This is a genomic window from Trichococcus flocculiformis, from assembly GCF_963662535.1.
GTDB classification, from domain to species: Bacteria; Bacillota; Bacilli; order Lactobacillales; family Aerococcaceae; genus Trichococcus; species Trichococcus flocculiformis.
On record NZ_OY759718.1, the window covers coordinates 2565879 to 2584252 of the forward strand.

Here is an 18374-nt window from a genome sequence, read left to right on the forward strand (position 1 = left end):
CTCTCGTTGACAGCTTTCGTGAGAAACGCCAAAAAAAGCAGCTGCCTCAACTAAAAGTCTATATTTTTAGTATATCGAAAATATGCCCCACTGGCAATGATCTCAATCTCATATAACGATTTCCATCGGTTCTTTACTCACCTGTTCTGTCCATTTAGCAACGATTGTATCCGGAACTTCCAGCTGATTCTCCTCTACTACCTTACGGAACCAACGGCCGGACTTTTTGATTGTCTTCACTTGAGTATGGATATTGTTAGAGATGAAACCATAGCGATTGCGGTAAGCATTCATCCAAGACCAGCAGTCGATTGGAGTCCATAAATGGAAACCAAAACAGTTTGAGCCTTCTGCCATTCCCTTAGCCAACCAGTATAGGTGCTCTTGGATAAATTGGATCCGGTAGTCATCCTGGATAATGCCTTCCTCGTTCAAGTATCGCTCTTCCTTGGAAACGCCCATCCCGTTTTCCGACACGAACCAAGGGATATTCCCGTAATTATCACGGATATTCAAAGCGATATCATACAGAGCTTGCGGATATATCTCCCATCCCTTGTCCACATTCATGCGGCGCCCCGGCATTGCGAAACCATCGAAATACTTGGTTGGCAGCCAGTCGACCGCCAAACTGTCGGCTGAAATATCCGGACGTTGGACCCGATTCGGATGATAGAAATTCACACCGAGCAAATCGATCGTGTTCTCCGCAATCAGACAAAGTTCAGCCTCAGACGCATCCCACAAGACACCATCCTTCTGGAACGTATCAGTCAACTCCTTAGGGAACTGTCCCTTGACAGCTGCATCCAAAAACATTTCGTTCATCCATAGATCAGCAAATCTTGCAGCAGACAAGTCCGCTGGATCATCCGAAGCCGGATAAGAAGGTGTCAGATTCAAAATGATGCCGATTTTTCCGTCAACATGTGTATTTATCTTTCTGTATGCTTTGACTGCTTTTGCGGAAGCCAAAGCGATATTGTACGCCACTTGAACGGCCTTTCTGCCGTCCACAAGTTTTGGATAATGGAACTGATACAAGTACGCGCCGTCAACAATGACAAGTGGCTCATTGAAAGTGAACCATTCGGTCACCCGATCACCGAAAAGTTGGAAACATTTGGATGCGAACTTCACGTAAAGATCAACTACGTGTTTCGATTCCCAACCGCCATAGTTTTCCTGCAACGCTATCGGCATATCAAAATGGAAAAGATTGATGACAGGCCGGATGCCTTGGAGTAAACATTCATCAATGACCGCATTGTAGAAACGAACGGCATCTTCATTGACAGTCGCTTCCTCGAAATCATCGATCAGACGCGTCCATTGGATCGAAGTCCGAAACGAATTCATTCCGATTTCTTTCATCAAGGCAATATCTTCCTTATAGCTGTTATAGAAGTTTGAAGCCACATCCGGTCCGACCTGGTCGAAGAAGGCATCCGGTTCTACCTCAAACCAATAATCAAACACATTGGCGTGTTTCTTGTTGAAACGGCCTTCGCTCTGCGGACCAGATGTTGCTGCACCCCACCAGAATTGCTCTGGAAAATCTATTTTCATTACTTTTCATCCTCACTGTTGGTTATTTTTTGCAAATGATACAGGCGACTTGAAAAATCTCCTGGCATTTCCCGGCTCCAGTAATCCTGAGCGCGTCCGATATAGTTCCCACCTGAGAGAAGTCCAATTTGCATCAGATCATCTCCGTAGCGGTGTGCATCCTCTCCCGCTATCCGATAAAGTGCATGGGCATCAAGTCCCTCCAACAGAACGCGTTCATATGCCGGATTTGGTTTCGCCAATACGTGGTACACACCTACCAACGCTTCGGACTTGTCTTTCGAAACAACCATCCAAGCTGTGGTGTTGCAATCAAACGGACTCATCAGGCGATAGAAATCCCCTTTGTGAATCAGTGTCTGCCATGCTTTCACCTGAACAATTTGCTCCCAGATGATTGCTTTATCTGCTTCTGATAGTTTCGTGCTGTCCAGTTCATAACCAAATGTACCAAAAGTAGCCACATCTCCGCGCATCTTCAATGAAGTGACACGTCCCACTTGATGGTTGGGCACTTCCGAAACATGGCTACCAATCGAAGCCAACGGATACACAAGGGAAGTTCCGTATTGAATTTTCAGGCGCTCCACTGCATCCGTATCGTCGCTCGCCCAGGTTTGAGGGGCATAATACAACAATCCTGGATCAAAACGACCGCCTCCACCCGCGCAAGACTCAATCAGCAAATCAGGATAACTGGCAAGAAGTTTTTCGTAAAGGTCATAGACGCCCAGAATATAGCGGTGCAACACTTCCCCTTGTTTGCTTGCCGGCAGGGCTTGCGAAAAAGCTTCGGAAATATAGCGGTTCATGTCCCATTTAACATAATCTATCAACCCGCATGAAAGAATTTCATCCATCTGGACAAAAATATTATCCACAACTTCCGGACGCGAAAAATCAAGAACGTACTGATTGCGTCCATGCGAAATATTCTTGTTCGGATGGCCTATCTTCCAGTCCGGATGCGCTTGGTCAATCGGAGTACTCTCCGAAACCATTTCCGGTTCGAACCAGAGCCCAAATTGCAGTCCCATTTCGCGTATCTTTTCAGCCAATCCAGCCACACCATTCGGTAACTTGGCCTTATCCTCCGTCCAGTCCCCCAAGGAACTAGCATCGTTGTCCCGCTTACCGAACCATCCGTCATCCAATACAAACAATTCGATTCCTAAATTTTTCGCATCGGCAGCCAGTTCCAGAATCTTTTCTTCATCGAATTCAAAGTAAGTAGCTTCCCAGTTATTGATCAGGATTGGCCGTTTACTTCCGGACCATTTAGGGCTGATCAGATGTTCCCGGTACAGATTGTGGAATGTGTGACTCATCCCATTCAGTCCGTGTTCACTGTAGACCATCACCGCTTCCGGCGCTGTAAAGGTCGTTCCTGGGGTCAGTTCCCACTCGAATTGATGCGGATTGATTCCAAGCATCGCACGTGTGACATGATAAGCATCCACTTCTACTTGTGCAAGAAAATTCCCGCTATAGAGTAGACTGAAACCAAATGCCTCACCCTGCTTCTCGGTAGTAGTTTCCTTAGCTATAGCGAAAAATGGATTGTGCACATGACTGCTGGCTCCACGTGTACTCGACACCTGCTGCACGCCGGTCAAGAGCGGTTTTCTTTCGATTTGCGCTTCTCTGGCCCAAGCACCGTGCAAGTGAATGAAGTCATATCCATCCGTCGGCAGATCAAGGTTCAGGCTCATCAGACGTTCCAGAGCATAAGTTTCTTCTCCGCGGTTTTCAATGACAGCATGTCGTGTCATGGCTGCATGTTCATGGAATATCGTATAAACAAGTGTCAAATACAATTCCGAGTAGCGGTCCTTTAAAATGATCTCCAGTGTCGTAGCTTCTGCCGATCCGGCAAAAGTAGTCGGCATTCCCGACAACTTGCGTTTTCCCTCCTCGATACGGAAATATTGGTATTCGAACTGACTGATGCGATCACCTTCCGGATAACGTACTTCCAAGGCAGGATAGCGGAAATCGGTTGTACCAAACACCGGCATTTCTTGTTTGACATGTTCAAGAGAAGTTGTATGGTCCCCAGTAACTTGATTATTTGAGGGGCGTATTTCGCGTTCAATCAGATAACTGAATGCTTCCCGATGTCGGATGGCCTTTCCAACGTATAATTGTTCCATTACATTCGTTTGTTCCATCACTCGGAAAATATAGCTGATTTTCCCGTTCGTAAGATGAAATTCATTCATTTCTTTATTAACATAAACATATTTATTCACAGGGCACCTCTATTATAATTTTCTGGCGATTTCTTAATGTCCGGATACTTTGTGCAGATTTTTAGCCATACGGATCTTGATTTTCGAAACGGTCCAAACGCTGGATATCCCTAAGATACCTGGTGCAAAACCGAAGAGGAATATACCGTTCTGTAGACTGAACCAGAGAACCAAAAGAACTCCCATTGACAACAGGATTGTCCAGCCCATGCCTTTTACCAGCATGTAGACCTGTAAAGGTATCGACCATTCCAAATTGCTGAACGCTCTTTTAAAAGATTCGCGGGTAAACAACATCAGGAATGTCCCTCCCTCCATAAATAAGGCTAGATAGGTGATTCCTTGCCACAGCGTTTCTTCAATCAATTTTGGCGCCGGCAGAAAGGGAATGATGAACAGATACAACATAAGAAAAAAGAGAAAAACAGAAAGAAATCTTCGTCGATCATTATTCTTGTAATTACGTTTAAAATTTTCAAAAGTGTGTTTTCGTTCATTTACCAAAACATCGAAACTTACTGCAAGTAAAGTATCAACAGCTGCATACACTGTAAAAATACCAGCGCCTTTGATCAAATATAGCCAGAAAAAGAAGCTATTTTTGATCACTTCATAAAGGAAGTCGGTCAACAAGTAAATCCTATGCACGAAAACATCCATTTTGTTCGCATTTTGTTGCATGATGATTCCTCCTTTCAGAAATGATGTAAAAAGACTGAAAGCACATCGGCGCTTCCAGTCTCCCAAACAATCCGGATAAATCCGCGCTTAATCCAATTTGAATTCCTTGCGCAAATCTTCAGCAAGTTTTTTCAGTGGCTGTTCCACAGGCGTATTGTTCAAATTCAATGTTTCGATCAGAGCAGTTATTTTTGATTCAACTTCCGATACAGCCGGATGGTAAGGTGTGTTCAAAATAATGCTTCCGTCACTCAGTTGGTTCACAAGTGATTGCGCATTGTCAGGTGCACCAGCAAGAGACAATACGTCATCGGCAGCTCTGTTTACAACTGGCACAGCTGATGCGATTTCTGCTTGGATGTCTTGTCCACCGCCGTAAGTCAAGAATTCAAGCAATTCCCAAGCTTCTTCCGGATATTCCGTATCAGCATTGATACTGATTGGCAGATAAGCTGCAGAAGATTGCGTTCCTTTATCGCTTCCTACAGGCAATGGTACAACATCGAATTCAAAGTCCGCATTTTTTTCATACTCAATCCAATCCCATGGTCCCGTCATCCGCATCGCGGCAACTCCAGAAAGGAACAAGTTCGAAAGCCCTTCTTGTTGTGCTCCAGTAGGCTGTACATTATACTCATTGACTAATGATTGGCTGAAGGCGATTGCTTCAATGGTTTGTGGATCGTCCAATTTTACAGCAGCAGTCACTGGATCGAGCATGCTTGTGCCGTATGCAGTCAACAACTCCTTCAGATAGAAGTTCTCTATGCCGAATTGTACAGTCCGTTCACCCTCTTTGACCGTCAGTTTTTTTGAAATCTCAAGGAACTCATCCATTGTCCAATCATCTTCCGGATAAGGAATTCCAGCTTCATCAAACATATCTTTGTTGTAACCGATTTGGACAGTAGAGCGATCACGCGTCATTGCATATTGTGCACCATCAACTTGTCCCAACTCCAATACACCCGGCTGAAATTCTTCCGTATCCAATGCAGCAACTTTATCAGTCAAGTCCGTTAATAACCCATTTTCAACAAAACCGCCGAATCCAGAGGGCTGAACCCAAAGCAAGTCCGGGAGATTCCCGCCCGCAGCCATTGTCAATACTCGTTCGTTGTACTCAGCATATGTGGCGGATATTTGTTCGATTTTTACATTCGGATGTTCTTTCGTGAAGGCATCAAGAATTTCTTGTTCTTTCTTTGTTCCTTCCGGGTTGTTGTTCCATGTCATGATTTTTAACGTAATCGTGTCTTCTCCATTGGCATTTTGACCAGAAGAATCCGTTGCAGCTCCGCTACCGCACGCAGCCAATAACGTCGCACCAATAACTGCCATCGAATATAATGCTTTTTTCCCAAATTTCATCTTTATTTCCCTCCTATAATTATCCTTTATTTCCTTGCGTCGCAATACCTTGTACAAAATATTTTTGTCCAGTAAAGAAAATGATGATCAAGGGTACCAACATCAACGTACTTGCAGCCATCATCGGTCCCCAGTACACTGTTAGTGCTCCTTGGAATTGCATGACTCCAATCGCCAACGTGTATTTTTCCATGCTGTGCAGATAAATCAGTGGCGTCATGAAATCATTCCAAAATCCCATGAAGCTCAACAAAGTGACTGTTATGATAGAAGCACGCGACATTGGAAGGATCAGCTTCCAATAAATCTGAAACGTGTTGGCCCCATCCAGGTAAGCCGACTCTTCGACCTCTTTTGGGATTGTACGGAAAAACTGCCGCAACAAGAAAATATAATAGGAATTACCCAGAAAAGCCGGCAATACCAACGGCACTAGCGTATCCACAAAGCCCAACTTGGACCAAATCACGTACACCGGAATCATTGTTACTTGAGGCGGTAACATCAACGTGGATAAAAGTAAAGCGAACCAAATCCCTTTCCCTTTGGCTTTTATGCGGGCAAATCCGTAGGCTACCAGTGAACTGGAAACCACCGTACCGAATGTTCCTAGCCCCGCAACCAACAAGGAGTTTTTATAAAATGTTGCGAATGGAACGACTTCGAATACTTCCTTATAATTATCCCAATCCCAAATTTTAGGAAGTAAGCTTGGCGGAAACGCCATCGCTTCATTTTCCGGTTTGAATGCTGTGAAAATCATCCAAAGGAACGGGAATATAAACAATAATGAAAGTGAGATTAAGAGCGAATATATCAGCAGTCTGTTCAATTTATTAGCTTTTTTCTTGCTTCTCAATTTCTTGTTTGTCTTTAATGCTTCTTGCGGTATCTCCATTTCAAATTCTCCTTTCTTTTATTATTAGTCCCCTGCTTCGTAATAAACTTGCTTACCGACAAATTTGAAAATGAACACTGTCAGTACAAGGACGATAACGAACAGAACCCATGCCAGTGCAGATCCGTAACCTTGATTGAAGAAACGGAATCCCTGTTGGTACAAATAAAACACGTAGAACATCGACTGGTAATTAGGGCCGCCTGTACCGCTGCTGACAACGTAAGCTTGGGTAAATACTTGAAGCGATCCGATCAGGCCCATGATCAGTTGGAAGAATATAACTGGTGAAGTGATTGGAACTGTAATGTTCCAGAATTTATTCCAAGTACTCGCGCCATCCAATTCGGCCGCTTCATAAAGCGTAACAGGCACTTCTTGTAGGCTGGCCAAGTAAATGACCATCCCCCCGCCGATTCCCCATAGACTCATGATCACCAAAGTAGGCTTGACCATCTGTTCGCTCAACAACCACATCGAAGTAGGCAGGCCAAAGAAATCTAAGATAGCGTTTGCAATTCCGAAGTTAGGTTGGAAGATAAGCGTCCAAAGCAGTGACGTAGCAACTGTCGGAACAATCGAAGGTAGATAGAAAATTGTCCGGAAAATACCGATCATCTTGACCTTCGCGTTCAACAACACCGCTAACAAATAGCCGGTCACCAGACTCAATGGTACGCTCAGCAGCGTGTAGAACAAGGTGTTCCCCATAGATTTCCAAAACAGAGGATCCTCCGTGAACATTTTTTGATAATTCTCCAAGCCGGTCCATTGCGGAGATCCAAAACCGGTAGAGTCGGTAAAGGAAAGATAAAGCGAATACAGCATAGGCCCCGCTGTCAGCAGGATGAAGCCTGCAATCCATGGGAAAGTAAACATGTAAAATAATTTCGTTCTATTTTTGCTTAACATTCTATACTCCTTTCTCACTCGCTGAAGAATGCTATCCACCGTAAATACTGCGGCTTTTTACGATTGCATACATAACATCCTATAAATGATACCCTTTACAATTCGGTTGATTGCTAAATTGTATTTTTTCATGAAAACATATCTTTATTGCTCATTGCATTCGATACTGATGGTCGAATCTTATCTCCGCTCCTCTCCTTAAATATTCCTTCCGCTCATGCATGGTAAGCTGTCGCCGCAGCCTGTCTTTCATTTGATCTCAACCACAAATAAATTTTAACATATATACTTTTAAAAGTAAACGTATAATCATATCTTTTTTTAGTTATGTATTGACATGATTTTCATAATGTATATATTTATATGTATGCGGTATCATTATTATTCCCTATAAGATGCTCTTTGTTAAGCAATGATGTGTCCAAAATTTCTGTACATGTACTAAACGATTGCAAAAATAAGAAACGAGGAGAAATACGAATGAAATATTCTGATTGGAAAAGCTATTCAGGAAGTGGGATACGCCCACAGGATTTCGACACTTTTTGGGAAGATGGATTGCAGGAAATGAAGAGTTTGCCGCTTGCGTACAAATTGGAGATAGAGGCTATCCCCTCACAAATCGCAAGCTTCTATCATCTGACGTTCATCGGTGTCGGTGGCGCTGAAGTGCACTGCCAGCTTGTGACACCGAAATTTACGGCAGGTAAAAAATTAAAGGGCATGCTGCAATTCCACGGATACCATGGCGATTCGGGAGATTTCCAGGACAAAGTCGGTTGGGTGGCGGAAGGCTTTGTCGTATTGGCGATGGATGCCAGGGGTCAAGGCGGTCTTTCCGAGGACTGCACAAAAACAAAAGGAGGCGTCATGAAGGGGCTGATCATCCGCGGCTTGGAAGAAGGCAAAGAAAATCTCTATTATCGACAAGTTTTTCTGGATACCGCTCACGCTGCTCGAATTCTTAAATCTCTTGATTTTGTAGATAAGACCAAAATTTATGCGCAAGGCGCTTCCCAAGGCGGCGGCCTGACGATTGCCTGCGCCGGATTGGTTCCGGATCTTTACCGGATCTACGTTACCTACCCGTTCCTTTCCGATTACCGCAAAGCCTATGCGCTCGGCGCCCAGACTTCCGCCTTCGAAGAAATTCCGTACTGGTTCCAATTCCGCGATCCACTGCATAAGCGTGAAAAGGATGTCTTCGATACGCTGGAATACATCGATATCCAGCATTTCGCGCCGCGCATCCAAGCGGAAGTCTGCTGGGTTGTCGGGTTGCAGGATGCTGTCGTTCCACCAATCACGCAGATGGCTACCTACAACAAAATCACTGCAAGAAAACAACTGGTTGAGCTACCGGAATACGGACATGAGTACCTGCCGAAAGTCAGCGATGAGCTGCGCGGGTATTTTGTGGAGTAAGGAATTGATAATAATTGGGCAATGATGACCGCTTAACGGAGGAGATCCTTTGAAATCAGTGCCCTGCTCCGGCGAAGCGAAGTTCACCGGAGCAAGACAAAAACCCGCCAGACCCGATCGCTCGGATTCTGGCGGGTTTCTTTGTGATTTGTTTGGGAGGCCCGGATTTTCAATATGAAAAGAAAACCAAAAAAAAGGTTTCAGAATATATTTCAGTATATTTTTGAAGAGGAATAGATGTTGAAATTTACAAGAAACTTATGGATAGTTTTATTTCGATGATCCACTATCTTGAAAAATACGCATAATGCGTATATACTAAAAAATAGGAATAGGAGTTGCAGTAATGCCGCAAACAGCGAGACAAGTTTTGAAGTTGCTCAAAGAGCATGGATTTATTGAGATTCGCATTATCGGTGACCATCATCGTTATGAAGACGCCAAGGGTCATAAAGTGACAATACCTTACAGCAGCCTCAAAGATGAAATAGCTCCTGGCACATTCAACAGCATCCTAAAGCAAGCCGGGTTAAAATAATAACCTTGCGATATTTATATAGAGGGGGAAATCATAATGGTACATACACGCTACGTTGCTTATCCAGCTATCCTCGATGACAAAGGAAACGATCCAGGAACATACACAGTTACCTTTCCAGATGTCCCGGGCGCAATTTCTCAAGGAACCGGAATTCCAGAAGCATTGGCAAATGGTGCTGAAGCGTTGGAACTAATGCTTTACGACGCGAAAGAACTTCCTGCAGCAACCAAATTATCTGACGTCAAAACCGTTAACCCGGAAGCAATCGTGAGCTATATAATGGTTGATCTGATTGCAGCTGCCAAAAAAGTGAAATTACCGGTCGTCAGAAAAAATACCACGATTCCGGTGGACCTGGCCGAAAAAGCGGAAGAAGCCGGTATCAATTTCTCCGCGACCCTAACTGAAGCTTTAAAAGTAAAATTGGGAGTCTAGCTTGCTGGACTCTTTTTCCCGTTCTCCGAATTTGAATTCATCTGATTAAGTGTCTGAAATATCGCTAAAGTCAAATGCGAGCCGAACTCCGGCTAAGCCTCCGTTCGCCGGAACACAGCGGATTCTCAGCAACACAGAATCCATCTGTCCACTTTCCACAAACATCCCATTCAAACCGAAAAAAAGTTGTTCAGGATCCACTTGATCCTCAAGCTTTTGGGAACCAAATGCATGAATTTTTGGTGGACCGTCAATTCTTCGATGGCCTTCTCGTTTCTATCCAGATAGGCCGCAACGGTATCCAAAGAAACATCCTCATCAGTCAGCCTTTGCATGATTCTTTTCAGGTCGGGACCGGTAATCAAGGAATGCTTATCGTGCAATTGATACTTCTCCCCCTCACCCACAATACTCTTGATGAGCAGCAGCAAGGCGATATTGAATTTGGTGCCTTTGAACGTCACGATGCCGATATTGGTCTGATTGTCCTCAAACCAATAATTGCCTGCATCAAAGTAGAGTGCACTTTTCAGAAAGTCAAAGTCCCGCGTAATCTTATCGTTGTTCAGATTCAGGTACTCTCCCATCCGCAGTAACTTTTCCATATTTTCCCGTACTTCATTGGAAACGAAACCTTCGTTGCTGATGAATTTCGGCGGTTTTCCCTCTTTTGTTCTTTCCACCTGGATACGTTTTGCCTTAACATCGATATCTTTCACGATCCATACCCGGCCCGCCAACAGAATTTTGCTTTCGATTTGGATATCGGGTGTAAACGGCAGACTGCCGATGCGCTCATGCTGATAGTGCACAGAAAAATCGCTGGTCGTGAAAAACAGTGCATAGAAATCCCTTGAGCGCAGCAGACGTTCTCCCTCCAAGCCGACGATGGCTTCGTCATCCATGATTTCGATGAAATCTTTTTCAATCATATAGTCAATCAACAGCGCCAAATCTTCATCCGGAATCGTTCTCCAGACTGAAAAATTCTTGTTCAGCTGCAACAATTGTGTCATCGGTACACTGACCTTTTGGAAGAGGATCGCCATCACCTGGTGCGCTAAGGCATTGTAGGGCGTCTCGATCATTTCCGTCGCATCCAGTTCGCCCTGCTCGAGCAAATCCAGTGCGGCATAGGTTTGCAACATTTCCCAGGAGTCGTCTTCCACAATGTGCAGGATGCTTTGATGGGTTCTCCGTCCGCTTCGACCCAGTCTTTGGCTCAGCGAGGAAGTGGATGGCGGAGAGCCATACTGCACCACGCTATCCACAGAGCCGATGTCTATCCCCAATTCCAAAGTGGAAGTGCAGGTGATTGTGAACAGCTGCTCCTCGTTGTTTTTGGCAAAAAATTCAACTTCTTCGCGCAACAGTTTGTCGACTGACGAATGATGCGCAAAATAGCGGATCGGTGCGTTCTCCTTTTTTGCCATCTTGTCCAACTTATGGGTGATTTCTTCCACCCGGTTGCGCGAATTCGGAAAAATCAGCATCGTTTCGGTTTTGGAATACTGGTAGATTGCTTCTAAGGATTCCCTGGCGACGAATGGCCCAGACTCCCCGCTCGTATAATCAATTGTGATGAGCAGGTCGTTCTTAACCCGGTCCACGAGGATATCCGTATGGCGCGGGCTGCCGAAGAAGGCTTTCGCATAGCCAAAATCTTTTTTATTTAGGGTTGCGCTCATCGCAATGAACCGCGGTGCTTGCATGAATCGGCTGATTCGCTGCAGCAACGACTGCAGGTGAATGCCCCGTTCCGTCCCCAGAAAACTATGGAGTTCATCGATGATGATCCATTCCACTCCTTTAAAGAGGTGCTCCGCTTCGCCCGGCCGGTTCACCAGCATCCCCTCGATCGATTCCGGCGTAATCAATAGAATACCTTTCGGTTGATTGACAACCTTTCTTTTCTGCGTTTGGGACACTTCGCCATGCCAACGCGTAATCGGAATATCCAAATATTCACTGAGCTCGCTGATGCGCTGAAATTGATCATTAATCAAAGCTTTCAAAGGGGAAACGTACAGCACCTTCAGCCCTGTTTCCCAATCTTCGACACTGTTCAACGCCGGAATGAATGCCGCCTCCGTTTTCCCCGATGCCGTCGGAGCGGACAAAATCAGGTTATGATCGGTATTGGCAACCTGTTTGATGGCCGCACTTTGAATATTCGTTAAGCTTGGCCAGCCTTTATCATAAATGTACTGTTGGATATCTCGACTGAGACTGTCGAATGCCTGCATCAGTAGACCTCTATTTCATCGTGATCATCTGCATCCTTCACAACGGCGGAAGCTTTTCTGCCGAATCGATCGGCAAGGATATCGGAAAAAGCATGATTCGGATTCTGGCGTTGCAAGGACAGAATTTCGATATAGTCCTTGATGACGGACCGTGGCGTCAAGAAGGCAGCAGCTCCCGGACGGTTCAGCTGGTCTTCCATATATTGCTGAATTTCACAGTCCCTAACAGACAGCTTCGTTTGGTAGGCCGTATTGTATATTTCCAATAACTTGGTCAAAAGGATAAAGATTTCTTCCGGTGTCAATGGCTTCAGATCGATGACGGTGCTGTTGACATTGACGTAGTCTTTATTTTTCATCAATTCGTTCCCGAAGCGCGTCTTTAAAGCGCCATAGCTGGCCAATCCTCTTCGTTCGTCATAAACCGTGTTCTTCGTAGCGCCAAAATTGATGAACAAGCCTTTTGCTTCGTTTGTTTTGGTTTCATTGTACAGGTTGAGGATCATTTCATAATTTTTTTCACGGGTCAGTGCACGCGGTAATTTGTACAGATTGACGGATTCATCAAAATTGATGACGAATCCTTTATAACCGATTTTCAAAAATAATTCTGCGAGATTTTTCAAGGCAATGAGATAGTTCGAGTCGTTGATGACGTTCTTGATGCCCAATTCTTTGGATGCTTCTGTTTTCGTCGTGATATCCCCGCGGATCCAACGAATCGCCTCGATCTGCAAGGACATATTGTCGCCCGCGATCCCTTCAAAATATTTCATCAATGCTTGCCCGAATTCGTAGGAAAGCCCCGATGAATAGAAGGAATTCGTCGTCTTCAGGATGGCATTCTCAACCAATTTCCAATGGGCCTTTTCCATCAATTCATGAACGGTGAGGCCGTTTTCCGCGGCAAGCTGCTCGAGCAGCACCTGAATCCATTGCTGAACGATCGTCTCGATGGCATTGCCGTCGCGGTTATTCTTGATGACGATCTTGTTGACGACTTCGTTGTAAAGCGCCAAGGCTTTCCCCGAGGAATCATAAAAACGGCGCGTCGGGGTCAAATCGATCGTAGAGACTACAAAATTCTTTTGCAGCGCCAAAGATTCGATCGTCCGCAAAACAAAACTTTTCCCCGACCCGAAATCGCCTACCCAAAACCGCAGATCACTATTGCCGTCTTCCAAGTTTTGTAAGGTATCGATGATTTCCTTTACTTCGTTGCTTCTGCCCACCAATACGTGTTGGACCCCTTTTACCGGTACGACCCCTGCCTCAAGCGAGGCGATAATCGTTTGGGCATCCTTCTTTCTCAACTTACTTTCAGCCATATAGCCACTCCCTCATTTCTTCCATAAAATCCTCTTCGATGATGACCTGCTGCTGGCTGATCACCAGGACTTGATCATCAAACACTTCATACAGCACCTCATTCAATTCCGTCAGGTATGCCTGATGGAGTTTGCCATTATTTTTTGCATGTTCCTTAAAATCATCCAGAGAGATTCCATCTCTCGCGATCAAATGTTTCAAGAATGCCCGGTGCCCAGAATCCTGCTCATTTTCCAGTTCACTGGTTGCTGTTACTTCGGATTCTTCAATAGTAGCGGCGGAACTCTCCGATTGTTTTGCCTCTACCTCCGACGACAGATTGATCTTGTCGACAAGATCCGGCTCGATGGTTTCCTCTTCATCCAAATAAGTGTCAACCATATCAATGATGGTATCCAGCGCAGCGTGCGAGGCGCTGATCAAGGCTGTGTCCAGTTTGATTTCTCTGCGAAGCGGTTGTGTGCACTCCCGCAAAAGCCCCGGCAAATTTTCGAAAGCCAGATCGGCATCAAGCACTAACTGCTGATAATCGGCCTGTCTGGTCGGATGAATGAAGCCATCACGCTCTTTTTGCAACGCTTTTGAAATCGGCAACTCCATACGTTCCATCAGGCAAATAAACAGCATGCGCTTGTCCGGCTCTTCGCTCTGTTTGATCACCTTCGCGGCTACCTTTTTCAAGTCCGGATCCTCTGCCACTTCACAAAGCAAAGAGCCCACTTGCTCGACCGATTGACGGATAAACAAGTTTGCAGCCTCATGCCAAATAGTCTTGTTCACGTTGCGCAAGGCTGAGATGGTCGGATAATCCAGCTCTAAATCAATTTTTTGATTCAGACAATTTTGCAGCTTTCGGAACGTTTCATCCGGAAAATACTGTTTAAGATTCTGCAAATATTCCTCCTCGGGCAGTACACGCAGCCCTTCTACCTCGCGGCGGACCGTGTTCTCTGCCAAGATGTACAGGTCCGTCGGCAGCCGGAACGTTTCCGCCCAGATACGGCCATCATCCTGCGGCAACCAGAAAAATTTCCGGAAATAATTATTGGGTTTGATTTTCCATTTGATGGAGTCATCCTCCAGATCACGCACTACGAGCTGCAAAAGCGCCAGGTATTTCGACAAGCACAGGCTCATGACAGCCGGTATTTCCGTAAACCGCGTCACACGTTTTGACAATTGATTGAAATAATCCATTTCATTGCTGTCGAAGAGTTGTTTGTCCCGAAGCACTCCTGATGGATCCCACCAGACGATTTTGGTTCCGAACGTTGTCAACCCGAACCGTCTTCTGGTCTCCTCATCCGGAGCAGACATATACTTGCGGTACTCCTCAACCTCGCGGATAAGGATTTTTTGGATATCCCTGGACAACATGGCTTGTAGATCATAGGAAAAATAGATATCCGGGTGCATATTATCCTGTCGATAAAATGAGAAAACCACTTCTCTGGCCAGCCGATGAATTTCGTCAAAGATGGTGACACAGTAATAGTAGCGTTCATATTTCACATGTTTGATATTTTTGCGTTTCTTTCTCAATTCGACATCAGCAACTGTGCATAGGATTTCAAATAAGGCCTCAACCGTTGCCTCCAATTGTCCTGTCAAATTGTCATTCATTCTTACTTGAGGTGAAACATAGCTGATCCATGATTCCTTCACAACTTTTGTTTCAGCTTTTTTTAGAACGCACTGCTCTGCGATGAGATCTCTTGGATTGATGAAGGACTCCTCGTTCTTCACCAACTCGATGATCGATAATTTTTTCTCTTCGGTCATTTGCTTGTTTTTGAATATTTTATTTACAAATTCAAACATCTTGGACGTTCCCCCTTTCCAAGTCAGCGTAAAGATACGTCCTAAGTATACGTCTATTGGGACACATATTCAAGAACGCGTGTTCTATTCAGATCAGATTAAGAGCACATCTCTTTGGCTTCAAATAAAATGGGAAAATATGAGGCGAACTAAGTTGCCGAAATGCCACAAATAGCCCGACAAGTTTTAGAGTTATTGAAGAAACATGAATTTATGGAAGTTCGCATCATCGATACGAAGACAAATGAACAAGAAGTCACCTCCTTGACTAGGGTACAATGTGGATAAGCATTTCTATTATTTTAGCCGCAACGCATAATATAAACGCTTGTATAAAAGCTTACAATAGTATCATTAGGTATAAAAGGGTTTGCAATTTTGAAGAAAATGAATTTATTAACCCAAATCGTCATCATGACTATTATGGGTGTCGTGGTCGGATCGCTTTTCGGTGAAAACGTCGGCTTTTTAAGCATCATCGGGACCTTGTTCCTACGTCTCATTCAAATGTCCATTGTGTTGTTGGTAATAGGACAGATTATTGAGGCAGTTGGCGAATTGAATCCAAAAACACTGGGAACGATGGGGGTTAAAACATTTACTATCTTTTTGATATCCTCCGTTTTAGCTGGCGGGATGGGTGTACTGTTCGGTGTGTTGTTCCAACCAGGTTCAGGTATCGACAGTGCTTCTATTTCCGGAGAAGGTTTCAAAATGGCTGAAGTAGCAGCAATGTCATTTGGAGAAACAATCTTGAATTTCTTCCCTACGAATATCATGCAAACTTTGGCTGAAGGAAATATTGTTCATGTCATTGTATTCTCAATTTTATTCGGTTTGGCTTTGAGCTATGTGAGAGTAGAGGATGAAGAGAACACGATTTTAGACATTGTTAAACGTTTCAATAAAATCATTTTGCGTTTGATCAGCATGGTTATGATTATTGCTCCGATCGGTATATTTGCTCTTATCGCTTCGACAATTGCAAATATGGGATTGCAAGTTATCTTGCCATTGTTAAAATACTTAGGCGTTTATGCTTTGGGAACTTTAGTTTATCTCGTTGTATGCTTCTTATTAACATCATTCTTCTGCCGGGTCAGCTTTTTCCGTCTGATATACAACATGACGCAAATCGCAATCATGGCACTCGTTACAACATCTTCAGCGGTTACGTTGCCGACTGAATTGAAGGATGCCCGTGAAAAATTGGGAATTGAAGAGCGGGTATCAAAACTGGTATTGCCTTTAGGTATGACCCTTAACAGTAACGGTTCTGCCATGCATATGGCGATCACCGTCATCACAATCTCTCAAATTTATGGTGTGGAATATTCAATGACGAACTACATCTACATTGCATTCTTGGCTGCGCTTGCTTCTTTGGCAAATGCCGTTGTTCCAGGAGCTGGCCTAGTATCTTTGGCTATCGTAGTTCCGCAAATGAACTTGCCGATTGAAAGTATCGCCCTTTTTGCCGGTGTAGAATGGTTTGTGGGAATGTTGAGAACGATTCTGAATGTAACAGCTGATACAACTACAGCGCTGATTGTCGCTAAAACTGAAGATGCAATCGATTATGATATTTTCAACCATGGGATCATTCAAGAAGTATGACAAAGTAAAAGCCGCCTTGCATATCATTATGTGCAAGGCGGTTTTTTGAGCTGCTTTATCGTTTTCGATTATATTCACTCTGCTCATATAATTTCCCCAGCCCCTCTAAAAGTGCTACACTTTAGTTGATATAAAAGCAATCATCAGTTTTAATTATGAACGGTCCACGAGGCATTCACAAAAACCTCCAATTCACGCGCCATCATCAGAAAAGAGGATGAACTATGGATACAATCAGCAATTATGTAGATTCCGTCTTTGCGAATCTGCCAAAGACACCAGAAGTATTGGACCAAAAGAACGCAATGCTAACAAAAATGCAGGAAAAGTACCAACAACTGAAATCAGCAGGCAAAATCGAACACGAAGCAATCAGCGGCGCCATCGCAGCATACGGCAACCTTGATGATTTCATCTCATCAAGCATATCAACTGCACCTTCGGAAAATCCTGGAAATGAAGTTTTCCTCACTTCAGAACAAGTAGACGAATACATCGATCATCGCCATCGCTTTGCGTGGGCGATGGCAACTGGCGTTTTCCTCTGCATCATGGGCCCGACCAGCCTGTTCCTCGGCCAGTACCTTACCGGCGATCGAAATGCTCATGGAGGCCGTACGAGTGAACTGTTGGATATCCTGACGCTTGTGCCGCTGTTCCTTTTTGTCGCAGCCGGCGTCGCATTGTTTATCCTATATGGGATGAAGGAACAGCAATTTGAACTGGAGCAGAAACGAATCAAGCTCGACTCCTCCACCTATGCCCGTCTGAAAGCTGAACACAAAGCCTTCCGGCCGCGGTTGGCCGTCGCAGTCGCAATCGGGGTCGCACTCTGCATTTTAGCTCCCGTTTCCTTGTTGCTTTCCGTCGTCCTGATCGGGGAGGATAACAGTCTGTCACTTGTTTTCCTGCTCAGCTTCATCGCAATCGGCGTCTTCCTGTTTATTTTCTACGGCATCCAGGACGAAACTTACGAGAAACTGCTGTCGATCGGCGATTTCTCAAAGGATAAGGCCGAGAAAAATAAATTAGTCGGTATCGTCGCTGGTGTCGTCTTCCCGTTGGCAGCCGCCATCTATTTGATTGCCGGTTTCGTCTACTATGCTTGGGCGAGCGCCTGGATCATCTTTCCGATCACCGGCATCCTCTTCGGGATTTTCGCGACTGTCTATAATGGGTATATGGATCTGAAGAAGAAAAAATAAAATGGCATTCCTCTATCGACAGCAACTTCCGAAAATAATTAAAGAGAAGGAACAATCACCTCCGCGGGTGGC

General features: G+C 44.7%; 14 protein-coding genes. 5 read left to right on the top strand and 9 right to left on the bottom strand.

Annotated elements, in window-relative coordinates:
* Window positions 1-108 precede the first annotated feature (108 nt).
* The 6 genes from ACKPCD_RS12180 to ACKPCD_RS12205 all read right to left on the bottom strand — a co-directional run bounded on the left by ACKPCD_RS12180 (window position 109) and on the right by ACKPCD_RS12205 (window position 7683).
* Window positions 109-1569, bottom strand: coding sequence for a glycoside hydrolase family 1 protein (locus ACKPCD_RS12180; protein WP_321433371.1), 1461 nt, complete (start codon window positions 1567-1569; stop codon window positions 109-111).
* The gene (locus tag ACKPCD_RS12185; protein ID WP_321434569.1) at window positions 1569-3791 is read right to left on the bottom strand and encodes an alpha-galactosidase; all 2223 of its coding nucleotides are present in this window, start codon (window positions 3789-3791) and stop codon (window positions 1569-1571) included. Before ACKPCD_RS12185 ends, ACKPCD_RS12180 begins: the two co-directional genes overlap by 1 nt.
* A 63-nt stretch (window positions 3792-3854) precedes the next feature.
* Entirely contained in the window at window positions 3855-4502 is a 648-nt protein-coding gene (locus ACKPCD_RS12190) for a DUF624 domain-containing protein (RefSeq protein WP_321433372.1), read from the bottom strand.
* Between the two features lie 87 nt (window positions 4503-4589).
* The gene (locus tag ACKPCD_RS12195; protein ID WP_321433373.1) at window positions 4590-5873 is read right to left on the bottom strand and encodes an ABC transporter substrate-binding protein; all 1284 of its coding nucleotides are present in this window, start codon (window positions 5871-5873) and stop codon (window positions 4590-4592) included.
* Between the two features lie 19 nt (window positions 5874-5892).
* Window positions 5893-6771, bottom strand: coding sequence for a carbohydrate ABC transporter permease (locus ACKPCD_RS12200; protein ID WP_321433374.1), 879 nt, complete (start codon window positions 6769-6771; stop codon window positions 5893-5895).
* A 24-nt stretch (window positions 6772-6795) separates the two neighbouring features.
* Window positions 6796-7683: a carbohydrate ABC transporter permease gene (locus tag ACKPCD_RS12205; protein ID WP_321433375.1), complete on the bottom strand. Its 888-nt coding sequence runs from the start codon at window positions 7681-7683 to the stop codon at window positions 6796-6798.
* A gap of 480 nt (window positions 7684-8163) precedes the next feature.
* Here ACKPCD_RS12205 and ACKPCD_RS12210 point away from each other — a divergent pair, with 480 nt between their 5' ends.
* The 3 genes from ACKPCD_RS12210 (at window position 8164) to ACKPCD_RS12220 (ending at window position 10084) form a co-directional block, all read left to right on the top strand.
* The gene (locus ACKPCD_RS12210) at window positions 8164-9108 is read left to right on the top strand and encodes an acetylxylan esterase (RefSeq protein WP_321433376.1); all 945 of its coding nucleotides are present in this window, start codon (window positions 8164-8166) and stop codon (window positions 9106-9108) included.
* A 346-nt stretch (window positions 9109-9454) separates the two neighbouring features.
* Window positions 9455-9646 carry a type II toxin-antitoxin system HicA family toxin gene (locus ACKPCD_RS12215; protein ID WP_321303150.1) on the top strand — a complete coding sequence of 64 codons (192 nt, stop codon included), beginning with the start codon at window positions 9455-9457 and terminating at the stop codon, window positions 9644-9646.
* A 36-nt stretch (window positions 9647-9682) separates the two neighbouring features.
* Window positions 9683-10084 carry a type II toxin-antitoxin system HicB family antitoxin gene (locus ACKPCD_RS12220; protein ID WP_321303149.1) on the top strand — a complete coding sequence of 134 codons (402 nt, stop codon included), beginning with the start codon at window positions 9683-9685 and terminating at the stop codon, window positions 10082-10084.
* A gap of 170 nt (window positions 10085-10254) precedes the next feature.
* Here ACKPCD_RS12220 and ACKPCD_RS12225 read toward each other — a convergent pair whose 3' ends face one another.
* The 3 genes from ACKPCD_RS12225 to ACKPCD_RS12235 are packed head-to-tail and all read right to left on the bottom strand — an operon-like array spanning window position 10255 to window position 15480.
* Window positions 10255-12330 carry a DEAD/DEAH box helicase gene (locus tag ACKPCD_RS12225; RefSeq protein ID WP_321433377.1) on the bottom strand — a complete coding sequence of 692 codons (2076 nt, stop codon included), beginning with the start codon at window positions 12328-12330 and terminating at the stop codon, window positions 10255-10257.
* Complete coding sequence (locus tag ACKPCD_RS12230; protein WP_276646542.1) at window positions 12330-13658, bottom strand: BREX system ATP-binding domain-containing protein; 1329 nt, start codon at window positions 13656-13658, stop codon at window positions 12330-12332. The genes ACKPCD_RS12225 and ACKPCD_RS12230 overlap by 1 nt, the downstream gene beginning before the upstream one ends.
* Window positions 13651-15480 carry a tellurite resistance TerB C-terminal domain-containing protein gene (locus ACKPCD_RS12235; protein ID WP_321433378.1) on the bottom strand — a complete coding sequence of 610 codons (1830 nt, stop codon included), beginning with the start codon at window positions 15478-15480 and terminating at the stop codon, window positions 13651-13653. The genes ACKPCD_RS12230 and ACKPCD_RS12235 overlap by 8 nt, the downstream gene beginning before the upstream one ends.
* 378 nt (window positions 15481-15858) lie before the next feature.
* On the opposite strand from ACKPCD_RS12235, the gene ACKPCD_RS12240 reads away from it, so the two are divergent.
* Both ACKPCD_RS12240 and ACKPCD_RS12245 read left to right on the top strand, forming a co-directional pair.
* Window positions 15859-17097, top strand: a complete 1239-nt coding sequence (locus ACKPCD_RS12240; RefSeq protein ID WP_321433379.1) for a dicarboxylate/amino acid:cation symporter — start codon at window positions 15859-15861, stop codon at window positions 17095-17097.
* 224 nt (window positions 17098-17321) lie between these two features.
* Entirely contained in the window at window positions 17322-18302 is a 981-nt protein-coding gene (locus tag ACKPCD_RS12245) for a hypothetical protein (protein WP_321433380.1), read from the top strand.
* Window positions 18303-18374: the final 72 nt, after the last annotated feature.